The organism is Limosilactobacillus reuteri, assembly GCF_002254085.1.
In the GTDB taxonomy this organism is placed as follows: Bacteria; Bacillota; Bacilli; order Lactobacillales; family Lactobacillaceae; genus Limosilactobacillus; species Limosilactobacillus reuteri_K.
The window spans coordinates 39,769-55,191 of record NZ_NGPY01000002.1 but is presented as its reverse complement, the minus strand read 5'-3'; the positions used below and the strand labels follow the sequence as shown (position 1 = coordinate 55,191).

At 39.8% G+C, this 15,423-nt stretch carries 14 protein-coding genes; 4 read left to right on the top strand and 10 right to left on the bottom strand.

Going from position 1 to position 15,423, the window contains the following annotated elements; all coding sequences use genetic code 11:
* Positions 1-6: 6 nt before the first annotated feature.
* The gene (locus CBG10_RS00600) at positions 7-1,281 is read right to left on the bottom strand and encodes a homoserine dehydrogenase (RefSeq protein WP_029507535.1); all 1,275 of its coding nucleotides are present in this window, start codon (positions 1,279-1,281) and stop codon (positions 7-9) included.
* Positions 1,282-1,387: 106 nt separating this feature from the next.
* Here CBG10_RS00600 and thrC point away from each other — a divergent pair, with 106 nt between their 5' ends.
* Positions 1,388-2,881, top strand: a complete 1,494-nt coding sequence (gene thrC, locus CBG10_RS00595; RefSeq protein ID WP_019253966.1) for a threonine synthase — start codon at positions 1,388-1,390, stop codon at positions 2,879-2,881.
* Position 2,882: 1 nt separating this feature from the next.
* Here the strand turns inward: thrC and CBG10_RS11385 are convergent, their stop codons facing one another.
* Positions 2,883-3,074, bottom strand: coding sequence for a helix-turn-helix domain-containing protein (locus tag CBG10_RS11385; RefSeq protein ID WP_231122420.1), 192 nt, complete (start codon positions 3,072-3,074; stop codon positions 2,883-2,885).
* Between the two features lie 750 nt (positions 3,075-3,824).
* Here CBG10_RS11385 and CBG10_RS00580 point away from each other — a divergent pair.
* The gene (locus tag CBG10_RS00580) at positions 3,825-3,986 is read left to right on the top strand and encodes a hypothetical protein (protein ID WP_225360447.1); all 162 of its coding nucleotides are present in this window, start codon (positions 3,825-3,827) and stop codon (positions 3,984-3,986) included.
* Positions 3,987-4,113: 127 nt separating this feature from the next.
* Here the strand turns inward: CBG10_RS00580 and budA are convergent, their stop codons facing one another.
* The 4 genes from budA to CBG10_RS00560 all read right to left on the bottom strand — a co-directional run bounded on the left by budA (position 4,114) and on the right by CBG10_RS00560 (position 9,594).
* The gene (gene budA / locus CBG10_RS00575) at positions 4,114-4,830 is read right to left on the bottom strand and encodes an acetolactate decarboxylase (RefSeq protein WP_065867260.1); all 717 of its coding nucleotides are present in this window, start codon (positions 4,828-4,830) and stop codon (positions 4,114-4,116) included.
* A 16-nt stretch (positions 4,831-4,846) separates the two neighbouring features.
* Positions 4,847-6,526 carry an acetolactate synthase AlsS gene (gene alsS / locus CBG10_RS00570; RefSeq protein WP_094511323.1) on the bottom strand — a complete coding sequence of 560 codons (1,680 nt, stop codon included), beginning with the start codon at positions 6,524-6,526 and terminating at the stop codon, positions 4,847-4,849.
* 194 nt (positions 6,527-6,720) lie between these two features.
* Positions 6,721-8,382, bottom strand: coding sequence for a formate--tetrahydrofolate ligase (locus CBG10_RS00565; RefSeq protein ID WP_094502696.1), 1,662 nt, complete (start codon positions 8,380-8,382; stop codon positions 6,721-6,723).
* A gap of 168 nt (positions 8,383-8,550) precedes the next feature.
* Positions 8,551-9,594 (bottom strand): AI-2E family transporter, encoded by a 1,044-nt coding sequence (locus tag CBG10_RS00560; RefSeq protein ID WP_094511321.1) that lies wholly within the window; start codon positions 9,592-9,594, stop codon positions 8,551-8,553.
* Positions 9,595-9,765: 171 nt separating this feature from the next.
* Here CBG10_RS00560 and CBG10_RS00555 point away from each other — a divergent pair, with 171 nt between their 5' ends.
* Together CBG10_RS00555 and CBG10_RS00550 are read left to right on the top strand one after the other, a co-directional pair.
* Positions 9,766-10,941 carry an SAM-dependent methyltransferase gene (locus tag CBG10_RS00555; protein ID WP_094511319.1) on the top strand — a complete coding sequence of 392 codons (1,176 nt, stop codon included), beginning with the start codon at positions 9,766-9,768 and terminating at the stop codon, positions 10,939-10,941.
* Positions 10,942-11,103: 162 nt separating this feature from the next.
* Positions 11,104-11,763, top strand: a complete 660-nt coding sequence (locus CBG10_RS00550; RefSeq protein WP_094511317.1) for an HAD hydrolase-like protein — start codon at positions 11,104-11,106, stop codon at positions 11,761-11,763.
* A 70-nt stretch (positions 11,764-11,833) separates the two neighbouring features.
* Here CBG10_RS00550 and pyrE read toward each other — a convergent pair whose 3' ends face one another.
* Genes pyrE through CBG10_RS00530 form a run of 4 tightly spaced genes read right to left on the bottom strand, consistent with a single transcriptional unit; the run spans position 11,834 to position 15,418 of the window.
* Complete coding sequence (gene pyrE, locus CBG10_RS00545; protein WP_094511315.1) at positions 11,834-12,475, bottom strand: orotate phosphoribosyltransferase; 642 nt, start codon at positions 12,473-12,475, stop codon at positions 11,834-11,836.
* The gene (gene pyrF / locus CBG10_RS00540) at positions 12,472-13,218 is read right to left on the bottom strand and encodes an orotidine-5'-phosphate decarboxylase (RefSeq protein WP_094511313.1); all 747 of its coding nucleotides are present in this window, start codon (positions 13,216-13,218) and stop codon (positions 12,472-12,474) included. Before pyrF ends, pyrE begins: the two co-directional genes overlap by 4 nt.
* Positions 13,200-14,126 (bottom strand): dihydroorotate dehydrogenase, encoded by a 927-nt coding sequence (locus CBG10_RS00535; protein ID WP_094511312.1) that lies wholly within the window; start codon positions 14,124-14,126, stop codon positions 13,200-13,202. Before CBG10_RS00535 ends, pyrF begins: the two co-directional genes overlap by 19 nt.
* Entirely contained in the window at positions 14,126-15,418 is a 1,293-nt protein-coding gene (locus CBG10_RS00530; RefSeq protein WP_094511310.1) for a dihydroorotase, read from the bottom strand. Before CBG10_RS00530 ends, CBG10_RS00535 begins: the two co-directional genes overlap by 1 nt.
* Positions 15,419-15,423 lie beyond the last annotated feature (5 nt).

Sequence of the window (15,423 nt, the reverse complement as noted above, 5' to 3'; positions counted from 1 at the left end):
TTCCTCCTATCCCATCACTTTATAAGCCGCCGACAAGTTAATTGACTGATCATTAGCCACTTTAGTTAGTAATGTCTGTAATTGTTCTTTGCTCATCCGGTGAGTAATGATTGCAATGTGCGCAATTTTGCCATCTTTTGTTTGGGTTATTTCACGAAAACTAGCATTAATATTCGTCATCATCTGGGTTAGCTTCAACATTTGCCCAGGAACATCCGGCAAGGTTAACGATAAATAATATGGATATTTTATATCAGCAAGTTTTGCCGGAATATAAGGTTGTTGGTAATTATTAAAGAGATTCCCATTAGTTCCCAGGATAATGTTTTTCGTTACCGTTGTAATATCACTTAACACACTGTTAGCAGTTGGCAAGCCCCCTGCACCGCGGCCATAAAAGAGCGTATCACCGACCGCTTGGGCTGTAACCATTACTGCATTAAATTCATTATTGATTGTTGCTAAAGGATGATCACGGGGGATTAACACTGGGCCAACTTCGACAAATACTCCATTATTAACCAGCTTGGTAATCCCTAGTAATTTAATTACGTATCCAAATGACGCTGCTTGTTGAACATCAGCGTCATTCAATCGGTCAATCCCTTCTACCGCAATGTCCTTAATATCTAGTTGAGTTCCAAATGCAAATTGACTTAATATAATCATCTTGTAAGCCGCATCCTTACCCGTCACGTCATTGGTTGGATCACTCTCTGCAAATCCCAGCTGTTGTGCTTGAGCAAGTGCTTGGTGGTATGACCATCCCCGCTGACTCATTTGCGTTAAGATGTAATTCGTTGTTCCATTTACAATTCCCTTTACTTCAGTAACCTTATCTGCCGTAAAGCTATTAGCAATCGTCCGCAAAATAGGAATCCCACCAGCCACACTCGCTTCAAACATTAAGTCACAGTGATTTTCATGCGCGACAGTCATCAATTCTGGGCCATAAGACGCAATCAAATCCTTGTTCGCTGTGACCACGTTCTTATGATTTTTTAATAAGGTTGTAATATATTCTTTAGCCGGATGAATACCACCCATAAGTTCAACGACAATTTTTATTTCATCATCATTCAAGATTTCATCAAAATCAGTTGTTAAAGAAGTTTCATCAGCATACTTATTATAGTTACCAAGGTTTCGAACTAAAGCTGTTTTAACTGTTAACTTGCACCCAGTAACATCGATAATTTTATCCGCATTTTGTTGAACCATCTGTAAGACTCCTGACCCGACCGTACCCAGACCGAGCAGTCCCAGTTTAATGTTTTTCATTTTCCCGCCTCAGTTTCTCATTGTTTTTTCATTTTCAGCATTGTACCATAGCATATAAGAAACATACAATTAAAATAAAATCACCTTTGAAATTGGAGGAATTATCATGGACTACCGTAGCACTCAGGGAGACTTATCAACGATTTTAAAATCACCAACTGCTATCTTACAAGGACTTTCTCCAGACGGCGGTCTTTATGTACCGCTTCATTTTCCTCAACCAACTTATAACCTTGCAACCTTAATTTCGTTGCCGTACCAACAACTTGCTGCAACTATTCTTAACTGGTTTTTTGATGAATTTACGAGCGACCAACTACTGAAAAATGCAAATACCGCTTATGGTAGTCAGTGGGATAACCGTTTAATTGCCCCATTAACGCCCAAACACGCCAGCAATTATTATCTTGAGCTTTTTCACGGGCCGACACTGGCATTTAAGGATATCGCCTTACAAATGTTACCCCAATTAGTGTCACGTGCTGCACAAAACACCCAACTAGAAAAACAAATCGTTATCCTTACCGCAACTTCTGGTGATACTGGAACAGCCTCAATGCGAGGGTTTAGCAATCAAAAAGACACACAGGTAATCGTCTTCTACCCTGCTGGCGGGGTTAGTCCGGTTCAATTACGCCAAATGCTGGGGCAGCCTGGATCAAACCTTCACGCAATCGCAATTAAGGGTAATTTTGATGATGCCCAAACAAGCGTTAAACATATTTTCAACGATCAAGCATTTAATGACCGCCTTGCGCAAAATAATAACTGCTTTTCCTCAGCTAATTCAATGAATATCGGGCGGCTTATCCCCCAAATTGTGTACTATTTTGCTGCATACGGACAGCTTGTTCATACAGGCGGGATCCAACTAGGGGAGAAAGTTAATTTCACCGTGCCGACTGGTAATTTTGGCGATATCCTCGCTGGTTACTACGCTAAAAAATTAGGCTTACCAATTAATAAGCTCCTGTGTGCTTCTAATGAAAACAATGTATTGACCGACTTTTTCAAGAGCGGAAAATATGAGCGGCGACGCAACTTTTACCTAACTAACTCACCAGCAATGGATATTTTAGTATCAAGTAATCTTGAGCGGCTCCTCTTTGATCTTTATGATGAAAGCTGCGTAACAGTTGCTAAATTAATGAAGCAATTAGCTACTGACGGTCACTACCAGGTAGATTCCACCGTATTAAATAAGCTTCAGGAGCAATTTGTGGCTGGTTTTGCGACCCCAGATGAAGTTGAAGCCGAAATTAAACGAGTATATTTAAATGATGGATATGTTATTGACCCGCATACTGCAGTGGCATCACATGTAACACATCAATATCAGCAACAAAGCCATGACACAACTCCCACAGTTATCGTGTCAACTGCCAGTCCATATAAATTCCCTGAAACCGTCTACCACGCACTAACCAACCAAAAAGTTAGTCAAAGCGGGCTTCCTGCTCTTCAACAGTTACATGATCTTCTGGGAGATCAGCTTAGCGCTGGTGTCCAAGCGTTAGTAGACCAAACGCCGCGCCAAGAAAAAGTCATTAACCCAGCAGACATGGAAACATTGATAAGTAAAATTTTAAACTTAAAGTAAGCTACCCTTGACGCTGCCGGTATTCCCGTAGTGTCATCCCTACCCGTTCCTTAAATATTTTACTAAAATAGGCACTCGTACTAAATCCTGCCCGCAAAGCAATATCCGTGATCGAAAGCTCCGAATGCCGCAATAATTTCTTTGCCTGCTCAACCCGGTAATTTAATAAGTATTCAATTGGCGTTTGGTGAATGTTTTTCTTAAATGACCGAATACATTCTTTGGGACTAATATTGACCGCAGTTGCACTATCATTAATCGTTACCTTTTCCGCATAGTGTTTAAATACGCTAAAATATTTTTGCTGCGTTCACGTGGGATAACCGTCAATTGCTGGTGTTGTTCTTGAAACTTAATTTCAGCAATTAGTGTCAACCAAGCTTGTGAAAGGAGATTGCGGATTTAAAATTCCTTATCAGGCTGGTCCGCCACATCTGTTAGCTGGTGGAGTAAGGTAATGAATTTTTTGACGGTCGGGTTAGATTCTTGAATCACCAAAACTTCAACTGAACGATTTTTTAAAACAGGATTTAGGTATTTAGTGTAAAAAGCACTATTGAAATACCTGCCAAGCAGAAATGGAAATGTCACAATCATGTCCTAATGCTACCGGTGGGCACAAGGGATCAGAAAGTTCTTTATTATGATGACATGGTACAAATCTACAAAATGGCTAACCAGGAAATCTAGCTTATGTTACGATTAGGAATTATTGGAACCCATACTATTTTTGACCAGATGATTCATGCAGCACAAGATACTGGGAAATATTAACTTACTGTTGTATATTCCCGTAAGCTTAGCACCGCAGAAGCATTTGGCAATAAATATAGGCTTCGCGACACGCTAATAATTGACAGTATTTTCGATACTAAGAATGTGACTTATCTTAATAATCAGGGGGAGTATTCAAGTTATCAATAACCACTACTTAGATAACACCATGTTTGACGAGTTAAACGATTTTGCACAACTCTTTACTAACCCCGAATCGCCACAGCAGCAGGATAATTATCAACGATGGCTTGAACTAGCTAAAATTGTTAATATGACTCTATACCGTCTCCGTAAATCTGCAAATATTATTTTTCCAAGCGACTACTAATTAATCAACTCATTAAAAACGACAACTTAAGATGATATTTTAGAAATCACAAAAAGGGTTCCAGAGTTCGTTACCGAGCACTGGAGCCCTTTTTCGGCGTTATTTATACCGCTGCTTCATTTGTTCTTTAGTCTGCATTTCCTTCTGATTTAGCAATTCCATCACGTAAAGTTGCCATATCAACTTCACTCGCCCGAAATTCTTTATTATCAATCGGCAAATGCTGTTCCAAATTATCAAAGACTTCAAAACTCCCGGTCAATTTGGAAGCATCAAACGCCAGGAGATGCCCAGCAAATTGCCGATCATCGCTAATAAAATGAAGGTGCCAGCCAGCTGCCGTAATCGTGCCAAAAATGTCTGGTGCATAATAACCGATAATGGTCCCAGAAATATTTTCAGCCGTAAACTCAGGTTGGTGTTGCGCAACATCGAGTAAAGTCGGGTATGGCTTTTCTTGCTTCGGAGCAATCCGAATTTTGACGTGCTTAAACTCACCACTCAATTGTAAGAATGCAAAAACATTAGCAAGCTTATGTTCTTTAACAAAATCATTATTCAGTTTAGCAAAGTTTACATTCCTTAATGTTATATCCTGTTGTTCAGCAGGAAAATGGACTGAAGCAAATGGCATTGTAGCATCCATATCTGTAATGCGGTTAACTTGACCACTTGAAACGGCCTGGTACACTTCATTATTCAGGATAACAACCTCACCGTCTAATCCAGTAAAAGTTCCAATTCCCATCGAACCATGTTTTAACAAATCACTGACAGTAATTGTGCCATCAAAATTTCCTGCCATCAACGCAGCTAACGTTCCGTGTTCATATAATGTTGTCATAATCTTTGTTCCCCTCTTAGCCAAGTTGTGAATCAATCAAGTTGGCAGCTAATTCTTTATTGTTACTGTAATCAACTGGAACATCTACCACAACCGGGCCATCAATATTAAAGGCTTGGCTGATTACCTTAGTAAGATCAGCCGGCTCATTTACCCGTAGTCCAGTTGCGCCAAAACTCTCAGCATACTTAACGATATCAACATTGCCAAACTTAACACCAGCTGCTTGGGGGTACTTCATCTCTTCTTGGAACTTAACCATATCATAATAGCCACCATCATTCCATACAATCGTTACAACATTAAGATGGTATTGGACGGCTGTCGCTAATTCCGCCCCAGAGAAGAGGAAGCCTCCATCCCCGCAAACTGCCACTGATTTATGTTCGGGATAAAGCATCGCTGCAACCATCGCCCATGGCAAGCCAACGCCTAGTGTTTGCATCCCGTTACTGATTAACAAGTGTCGTGGTTGGTAGCAGCGGAAATGTCGTGCCATCCAGATATAGTGGGAACCCACATCTAGCGCAACGTGCATGTCATCAGTAACATTTTCTTGAATTGCATGCACAACCGCTAACGGATGACTGGCATCATCACTTGCTGGTATTTGAATCTTTTTATCTTGGGCAAGTTCTTGCTTATATTTAGCAAGTTGCTCAGTGGCTGCAACAGGATACTCATACCCCTTTAGTAACTTATCAAGCTCAGTTAAGCTTGTAGCAATATTACCAACTAATTGCATAATCGGTGTAAAGTGGTTATCTATTTGTGCTGGCAAAGTATCGAGGTTAACAATCCGCAAATTACCTTCTTTATTCCAATTCCGCGGTTCATATTCGATTGGGTCATATCCAACAGTAATTACTAAATCACTTTGTTGGAGCAATTGATCCCCAACTTGATTACGGAAAAGTCCAATTCGACCAAAGTATGATTGTTGTTCTAAGTCACGTGATACCACTCCAGCCGCTTGATATGTTTCAACAACAGGCAATGAATAATCACTTAATAATTTGCGGAGAGCAGTCGTAATTTCTTCATCCGCGCCCCGTTGACCAACTAAAATAACCGGCATTTTACTATTTTTAATTAGTTCGACTAGTTTTTGTAAGTCGTTTGGATCAGCAGGCCCCATCTTAGGTGTTTCATAAATTGGCAATGGCTTTTCAGTTACCTCAGTATCATCAACGTCTTGTGGAAGACTAACGAAAGCTGCTCCCTTACGTGCATCCTGACTTGCTTCAAATGCATTGGCCATAATTTCTGAAATATTATTAGGGTCTTGAATTTCAGCGCTATATTGCGTAATTGGTGCCATAATTTCAGTTGAAGGCGTGCTTTGGTGGGTTGCACGGTGAAGATCTTTCCGTTGTACTTGTCCCCCAATCGCTAACATTGGATCTCCTTCTGCGTTAGCTGTCATGATCCCAGTTGCTAAATTACCAACTCCTGGGCCAGATGTAGTGATCGCGACCCCTGTTTTTCCGGTTAAGCGACCATAAGCTTGGGCCATAAACGCCGCATTTTGCTCATGCCGAGTAACAATTAATTTAGGTGCATCTTCACTGTCTTGACCATCTAGTCCTTCAAACAAACGATCAATCTTCGCTCCAGGAATACCAAAGACGAGATTAACCCCGTGTTTTCTTAAACTATCAATAACAATATCGGCGCCATGTAGTTTCTTTTCCATTAGCCATTCACCTCTACCTAAATTAAACTTATAAAACGATATAGCTCTACTGTAGTCCTTATTTTATAATTTCACAAGAAAACGATTAAGTTCACATAGCGGTATATCAATAACTTCAACCCGCTAGCCTTGAAAAGTTTGTGAAAAAAACATCGATGTACGTTATTGCACAATCGATGTTTTGTGTTGGTTATTTAGAATAATCCAGTAATTTTACCATTATCGTCAATCGTCATGTTTACAGCAGCTGGTTCTTTAGGGAGGCCTGGCATTGTCATCATATTACCAGCTAAGGCCACGACAAAGCCGGCACCGATCTTTGGTACCAATTCCCGAATATGGAAAGTAAAGTCAGTTGGGGCACCTAGTTGTTTTTGGTCATCTGTAAATGAATACTGGGTCTTAGCAATACATACTGGCAAATCATTCCATCCATACTTAGCAAATCGCTTCAATTGATTTTGTGCTTTACGGCTAAATGATACTTCTTTAGCGCCATAAATCTGCTTAGCAATCTTCTCTAACTTAGTTTGAAGGTCATCAACTTGAACGTCATAGATATGAGTAAATTCACTTGGACTATCAGCAAGTTCGACTACTTTATTAGCCAAATCATGGGTACCTTTACCGCCCTTGGCCCAAGCATCAGTCAAAATCGCTTCAACATTTTGCTTAGCACAATCATCCTTAATCATTTGGATTTCTTTATCGGTATCACTGACAAAATGATTGATTGCAACTACGATTGGTAACCCATATAATTGCATATTCTTAATGTGACGATTAAGGTTTGCCATACCTTTTTTCAGCGCATCAAGATTTTCTTCATTTAAGTCTGCAAGTTTGGCACCGCCATTGTATTCTAGCGCTCGGACAGTCGCTACGATGACAATTGCATCTGGATGCTTGCCAAGAACACGTTGTTTAATATCAAGGAACTTTTCTCCACCAAGGTCAGCCCCAAAGCCAGCCTCCGTTACAGTATAATCAGAAAGGTTAAGAGCAGTTTGGGTCGCCAAAACACTATTACAACCATGGGCAATGTTAGCAAATGGGCCACCATGAACAATAGTTGGGGTATGGTCTAAAGTTTGAACAAGGTTAGGCTTCAATGCGTCTTTCAAGATAATTGTAATTGCATCCTGAAAATTAAGCTGGCCAACTGTGACCGGTTCTTTATCGTATGTATATCCTACTACAATTCGGCTAATCCGTTCTTTCAAGTCATGGAGACTAGTTGAAAGGCATAAAATTGCCATCAACTCGGAGGCAGCTGTAATGTCGAAGCCCGTTTCACGTGGAACACCAGCCATTGGACCGCCAAGACCAGTAACTACATTCCGAAGCGCGCGATCGTTAACGTCTTCTACTCGTTTCCAGATAATTCGCCGCGGATCAAGGTTCATTGCATTATCACGCATAATATAGTTATCAATTAGAGCAGCCAACGTATTATTAGCACTAGTAAGCGCATGTAAGTCACCGGTAAAGTTCAGGTTAATATCTTCCATTGGAACAACCTGACTATATCCACCACCAGTTGCACCACCTTTTATTCCAAAAACGGGACCCATTGATGGTTCACGCATCGCAATCATTGTCTGATAATTTAACTGATTTAATGCATCCCCTAAGCCAATGAGGACAGTCGACTTTCCTTCCCCAGCAGGAGTAGGGTTGATGGACGTAACTAAAATTAGTTTGTGTTTTTTATCAGGTAAAGGCTTTATATTTAAATCAATTTTAGCTTTGTACTTACCATATTGTTCGATTTCGTCTTCTGAAAGTCCGAGTTTCTCAGCAATTTCTGTAATTGGTTCCAGGGTCGCTTGGTCTGCAATCTCAATGTCTGTCATGAATATCAGCTTCCTTTCTTTAGGCCTATCTTAATTTCATTATACACTAACTCAAGACTTTTTCAGCCATTTTGCAAAATAAGTTCGATTTTCATTAACTTTATTTAACTCATACATGCAAATTGTTCGGATAATAAAAAGCAAAAAATAAATTTCCGCTATGGAATTTTATTTTTCACTTACTTCTTTTTTTATTCTTTTCGCTCCACGAATTGGTTTTACACCTAGTACATCAAGCAAGAAGGTAAAGATTGGTACTCCAACAATCAATCCCCATGTACCAAAAAGATGTTCACCAATCAATAATACAATAAAGGTATAAAAAATTGGGAGATCTGTCCGGCTAGCCATAAACTTAGGGTTTAAAACATAGGCCTCCAGAGTATGAATGATGATGATCATAATGATAATATAGACCACATCGCGAACTCCGCCAACTGAGTAACCGACCATCGCTAATGGAATTGTTGAAATAATTACTCCGGCAACTGGAACCAAACTAAAGATAAATACAATTAACGATAGGGCGAAAATCTGCGGCATTCGCATAAATAATAGGCAAATCGTGGTAATCACCGTGTTGCAAATAGCAATAAAGAATTGGGCCTCTAATACCACCCCAAAAGTGTTAACAAATTTCTTACCAAAATAGTCAATATCTTGGAAGAACCAGCCAAAATCACTATCTAAAAAGCTATGAGAAAATTCATTCATCTGTTTTAATTCAAGTGTATAGAAAAAGCTCAAGATTAAAGACATTACAAATGAAACGGTAATGGCACCAATACTTGTCAACGTACTAACCGCGATCGTTATTCCATGCCGAACCTGGCTCATAATGGTAGCTGTACTTACGTAATGACTGACATAACGATATATCATTGTTGCTTGGTGAGTACTATAGAAATGAACTACTGAATTAACCATTTTAGCAACTTGTCGAGACAAAACTGGTAAATAGCGTGTCACTCCTAAATATAAAAGAACAATCAATAACACATAGGTCACAATTACAATTAAACTTGTCGACATTCGTGGCAACCACCGCTGGACGAGTCTTACCCAACTAACAACAAGATAAGTAAGAATAAACGTAAATAAAATTAAATTCATCATTGATCTCATTAACCAGAGTACGACAATGATTAATAATAAGACGGTGAAGCGCCGTAGTTTCACATTCTCAATAAAATGCTTCCAGGCATTCGTCATTCAATCATCTCCCCTATTTTTCCTACTAATTAGCATAGTAGCAAGCTTTCATTTTTTCAGCAATTAGTTTATCGCTTTCTTATGAAATGTTTTTTATAAATTGTCTTGAAACACTTTTATTTTAAGGGTGTTATAATGAATATTATTATTGCAGAAAGAAGGATGCGTTTCATGTTAGAAAAGACGTTCTATAAGTCATTACTAAAGCACTCATTTAACATTCCAGTAAAGATCGTATTTTGGGATGGATCAAGTGTTATCTATGGTGACGGAACTCCCGAGGTAACTATCACTTTTAAGGAAAAAATTCCAATGCGTGATATTACCAAGAACGCCTCAATTGCACTTGGGGAAGCCTACATGGATAAGAAGATTGAGATCCAGGGTAGTATTCAAGAATTGATCAAATCAGCATATGAAAGTGCTGATAGCTTTATGCGGAGTTCTAAGTTCCGCAAATTTTTGCCTAAACAAGGCCACTCAGAAAAAGAGAGCGAAAATGATGTTCAAAGTCATTATGATGTTGGAAACGACTTTTATAAATTATGGCTTGATGACACCCTAACTTACTCATGTGCTTACTTTACTGATGGCAACCATGATGATCTTACAAAAGCACAAGTTGATAAGGTTCATCACATCTTAAAGAAGCTTGATCCAAAGCCTGGCAAAACATTGCTTGACATCGGATGTGGTTGGGGAACATTAATGTTAACCGCTGCTAAAGAATATGGCTTAAAAGTTACCGGGGTTACTTTAAGCGAAGAACAATACCGTCTTGTTAAGGAACGGATTGAAAAAGAAGGTTTGCAAGACGTTGCCGAAGTTAAACTTGTTGATTATCGTGAACTTGGTGACCAAAAGTGGGACTACATTACATCCGTTGGTATGTTTGAACACGTCGGAAAAGAAAATCTGGGTCTTTACTTTAAGAATATCCAAGGTTACCTTGCCGATGATGGGGTTGCCTTGATTCACGGGATTACTCGTCAACAAGGCGGTGCATATAATGGGTGGATTAACAAGTATATCTTCCCTGGCGGCTATATACCTGGTCTTGAAGAAATGATCGGTCACATTGAAGAAAATCATATGCAAATTGCTGATATTGAAATGCTCCGCCGTCATTATCAACGTACCCTCGAAATTTGGGATATGAACTTTAATGAACATCGTGACCAAATTCTTGATATGATGGGCGAACGTTTTACACGAATGTGGGATCTATATCTTCAAGCATGTGCTGCATCATTTGAATCGGGAAACATTGATGTTATTCAATACTTAATTACTAAGGGTCCATCAGGTAAAAACTTACCAATGACTCGGGATTACATGACAAAATAGAATAACAAATAGGCCTCCAACGTTCGGTGCGATCGGGCGATGGAGGCCATTATTATACCGTTCGTTATCATCGTGACACTGCTGATGGCTTTACAAAATCAATTCTCAATCAATGTATTCCCTTTCATTTTCGATTACGTTAAAATATAGACATAATTACCTATGAAGGGATGTTTAATCATGGACGGTGCGATTTTTTCGTTTAATAATATCTTTATTAATACAAATAAGTTATCCTTTACTGCATGGCAACGTTTTGCAATGTATGAATTTGGGATGGGATTACCTGGAAAATTAGCTTCCCAATTCGATAACCTTACTCCTTCGCAAGGGCTCTCCCTAGTCTTAGCACATTTTAATGCTAATCCTACCCCCAGCGAAAGGGCTTCAATGATTGCAGAATGGCAAAAATTCCTTAACGAAGAAGCAGATAGTCTGAGTGAAAAAGATCAACTTCCAGGAATTAAGCGTCTTTTACTAAATCTCTATGATCATTATGTTAAAATTGCCGTTTTAGATCCTAATGGGGATGTGCAAAATGTCCTCAAACAAATTGGCCTTGATAACTATGTCGATAGTATCGTTAAGACTAATGATAAAGAAAATCCATATCTAACTGCTGTTAATCAATTAAATCTTGTCGGCGCTAATTGCATTGGAGTTGGAACGACAGCTCATGATATTGAAAATATTCACCATATAAATGCAATTGCAATTGGCGTTGGTGATGCTACAACATTAGCAAATGCAGATTATCAAGTAGTACAAGTTGGTGACTTACGCTACCCAATGCTCCAAAAGATTTGGGAAGATAAACAATAAGATAAAGCCTAAGATTAATTCAGATTAACATTTTTCTGAATCAATCTTAGGCTTTTTTGATAATTAATTATTATGATGCTTGCTTTTTACTCCAGCTTAACGGGTCTTTTCGCCATTCTTGAAGAGATTTGAGGTGATCTGCACTAATTTGGTTATTTTCCTTGGCCACCTTAATCAGAGTCATATAATCCGTTACTGAATAGTACTTCAGCCCATTTGCCATAAAGTTTTGCTCGGCGGCAGGCAAATCATAAGTAAAGACAGAAACAACACCAATTACTTTCCCACCTGCATTGTTAACCGCCCGCACAGCGTTTAGTACACTACCACCAGTTGAAATAAGGTCATCAATCACGACGACTTTTTGTCCTTCTTTAAGCACCCCTTCAATTTGCTTGCCTTGACCATGATCTTTCGGTTTAGTCCGAACATAAATCATCGGTAATTCCATATTCTGGGCAACCCATGCCGCATGAGGAATTCCAGCAGTTGCTGTCCCGGCAATAACATTGGCCTCACTAAAATGGAGTTTAATTTGTTCAACCATCCCATTAAAAATTGCTTGCCGAACTTCTGGATAAGAAATCGTCAATCGATTATCTGTATAGATTGGGGATTTTAGACCACTTGCCCAGGTAAATGGTTGGTCTGGATTAAGGGTAACAGCATGAATATCTAATAATGCCTTTGCAACGCGTTGTGAATATGTCATTTTTCTTCCTCCTCATTTAAGAATGCTTTTTGAACTTCTTGATAAGCAGCAACCGGGTCAAAGCTCTGGGTGATTGGCCGTCCAACCACAATCGCATTGCTTCCATCTAGTCTTGCTTGGGCAGGAGTAACCACTCGTTTTTGATCATCTTTTATTGCATGAGTCGGGCGGATTCCTGGCGTTACACATAGGAAATCATCCCCAGTCACTTCACGAATCGCCTTGATTTCATGGGCTGAGCACACTACACCAGCCAACCCCACTTTTTCTGCTAAGCGTGCGTAACTTTGAACTGACTCAATCAACGACAAATCAACATGCTGTTGTTCATGAAGAATTTTTTCATCGATCGAAGTAAGTTGGGTAATTGCTAATAACTTTGCTGGTTCAACGCCTGCTTCCTTAGCTCCTTCTTCTAGACCGGCTAATCCGGCAATCAGTATTTCACTGCCCCCAGCTGCGTGAATTGTCGTAAAATCAATTCCCAATCGACCAATAGCTGCCATTGCGCGATGAACAGTATTTGGAATATCGTATAATTTCAAATCAAGGAATACCTTAAATCCTCGCTTTTTTGCCTCTTTAACAATTACTTGTCCTAGACCATAATATAATTCCATTCCAATTTTTACGATTGGCTGCGGTTTTACCATTAATTTATCAAATAGGTCAATTGCTTCCTGCTTAGTTGCAACATCAATCGCCACCATTGGTACGAAGCGTTTCAAAATCTTACCTCCCATAAATCCGTCAGTTTCTTAATCCCGTATCTATCCATTATGATTGGTAAATCAGCTGCAATTTTCGGACAAGCCAATGGATCATGAAAACTAGCTGCCCCGATTTGAACAGCATTAGCACCTGCCATCATAAATTCAAGGACATCTTCAGCTGACTCAATTCCACCCACGCCGATGATCGGTAAAGAAGAAACCTGGCGTACCTGGTGAATCATTCTTAATGCTAAAGGTTTAATTGCAGGACCTGATAAACCGCCAGTTACATTAGCTAAAGCCGGACGCCGGGTTTTTAAGTCGATGCTTAATCCTGTTAACGTATTAATCATCGTTAGACCATTAGCGCCCCCTTGCTCAGCTGCTTGCGCGAGGGGAACAATATTAGTTACATTTGGTGTTAGCTTTACATAGATAGGAATTCCTAGAGCAGCTTTAACTACTTGTTTTACTAATCGTTGAAGTACTTCTGGATCAGTTCCCATTGCCATCCCGCCGTGTTTTACATTCGGACATGATACGTTTAATTCAATTGCTTTCACTCCAGCCGTATTAGCAAATTCACTAACGACTTTAACGTATTCGTCTTCAGAAAAACCAGCAGCACTTGCAATAATCGGGAGTTGCGGATAATTTTTTCGTAACCACGGAATTTTTTCATTAGTTGCTGCGGTAATGCCCACATTCTGAAGACCATTAGCATTAAGCCAACCGGCACTGGTTTCACAAACTCGCGGACGCGGATTACCTTGACGGGGATGAAGGGTCGTGGACTTTAACACAAGGGAGCCTAAATGATTAAGGTTATACTTTTTAGCTGCTTCTTGCCCATATCCACAAGTCCCACTTGCTGCAATAATCGGATTTTTTAGTGACAATCCCGGCAATTCAACTGCTAATCGTTGTGTTCCTTGCATTATCCTTCTCCCTCCAGATATACGAGCTTTCCATCGACATAAGTTCGCTTAGTCATTCCGTATACTTGTTCACCAACAAATGGAGTGTTGTGACCCTTAGAGAAAAACTGGTCTGGGTGAATTACATCTTGATGATCGATGTCAAATACAGCAATATCTGCTGGGTCCCCTACCTTTAATAATCCAGCGTTATCAAGGTTAAAAATCGCTTGCGGCTTAACGGCCATCCAGTCAATCAATTGGGCAAGGGTAAAGATACCAGTTTTAACAAAGCGGGTATAGAGTAAGGCAAAAGCTGTTTCTGAGCCAACAATACCATTTGGTGATTTAAGAAATCCTTGTTGCTTCTCCGCATCGGTATGTGGCGCATGGTCGGTAGCAATACAATCAATCGTTTCATCTAACAGCCCAATTAAACAAGCCTGTTGGTCACGACGCTGCCGAAGAGGTGGATTCATCTTAAATTCAGCATCATCCTCTTTAATATCAGTATCAGCTAAAAGTAAATGATGAGGAGTCACTTCACATGTAACGTTAATTCCTTGTTGTTTGGCATGACGAATCAGGTCAATACTTTCTTTAGTTGAAACATGGCAAACATGATAATGAACCCCAGTTGCCTGCGCAATCACCAAATTCCGAGCAATTTGCGCTGTTTCACTAATCGCTGGCATTCCTGGTAGTGCTAGTTTTTTAGCAATAGTTGCCCCGTCATTGATTACCCCATTTTGTGCAAGTTGATTGTCTTGCGCATGATCACATAACGGAGCGTTAACTTTCGCTAGTTGTTGCATTGCTTGGTATACAACTCCAGCATCTTGAATTCCCGCACCATCATCGCTAAAAAGACGGGCACCTGCAGTATACTGCTCAGCAACATTAACTGCTTGTTTTCCAGCCCGACCAACTGTAACTGGTGAATATTGGAGGATTTTTACCAGTCCAGCTTGCTCGTTTCGATCAACCTGTTCTTTAAATTTTTCTGGTGTATCACATGTCGGATTAAGGTTAGCCATTGCAGCGATTGTCGTAAAGCCACCATGGGCAGCGGCTTTGCTTCCGGTGGCAATCGTTTCTTTATTGGTATAGCCTGGTTCGCGAAGATGGACATGAATATCAATTAGTCCTGGTGTAATCAAGCCATTATCTAGGTCAACTTTTTCTGCATCACTTGGTACTTGGATATGCTCGCCAATTGCCTTAATCTTGCCATCTACAATCAAAACTTCACTCTTAACCAATTCATCATTATAAATTCGCTGGCCATTCGTTAGTAAAATTGCCTTACTCATCGTAA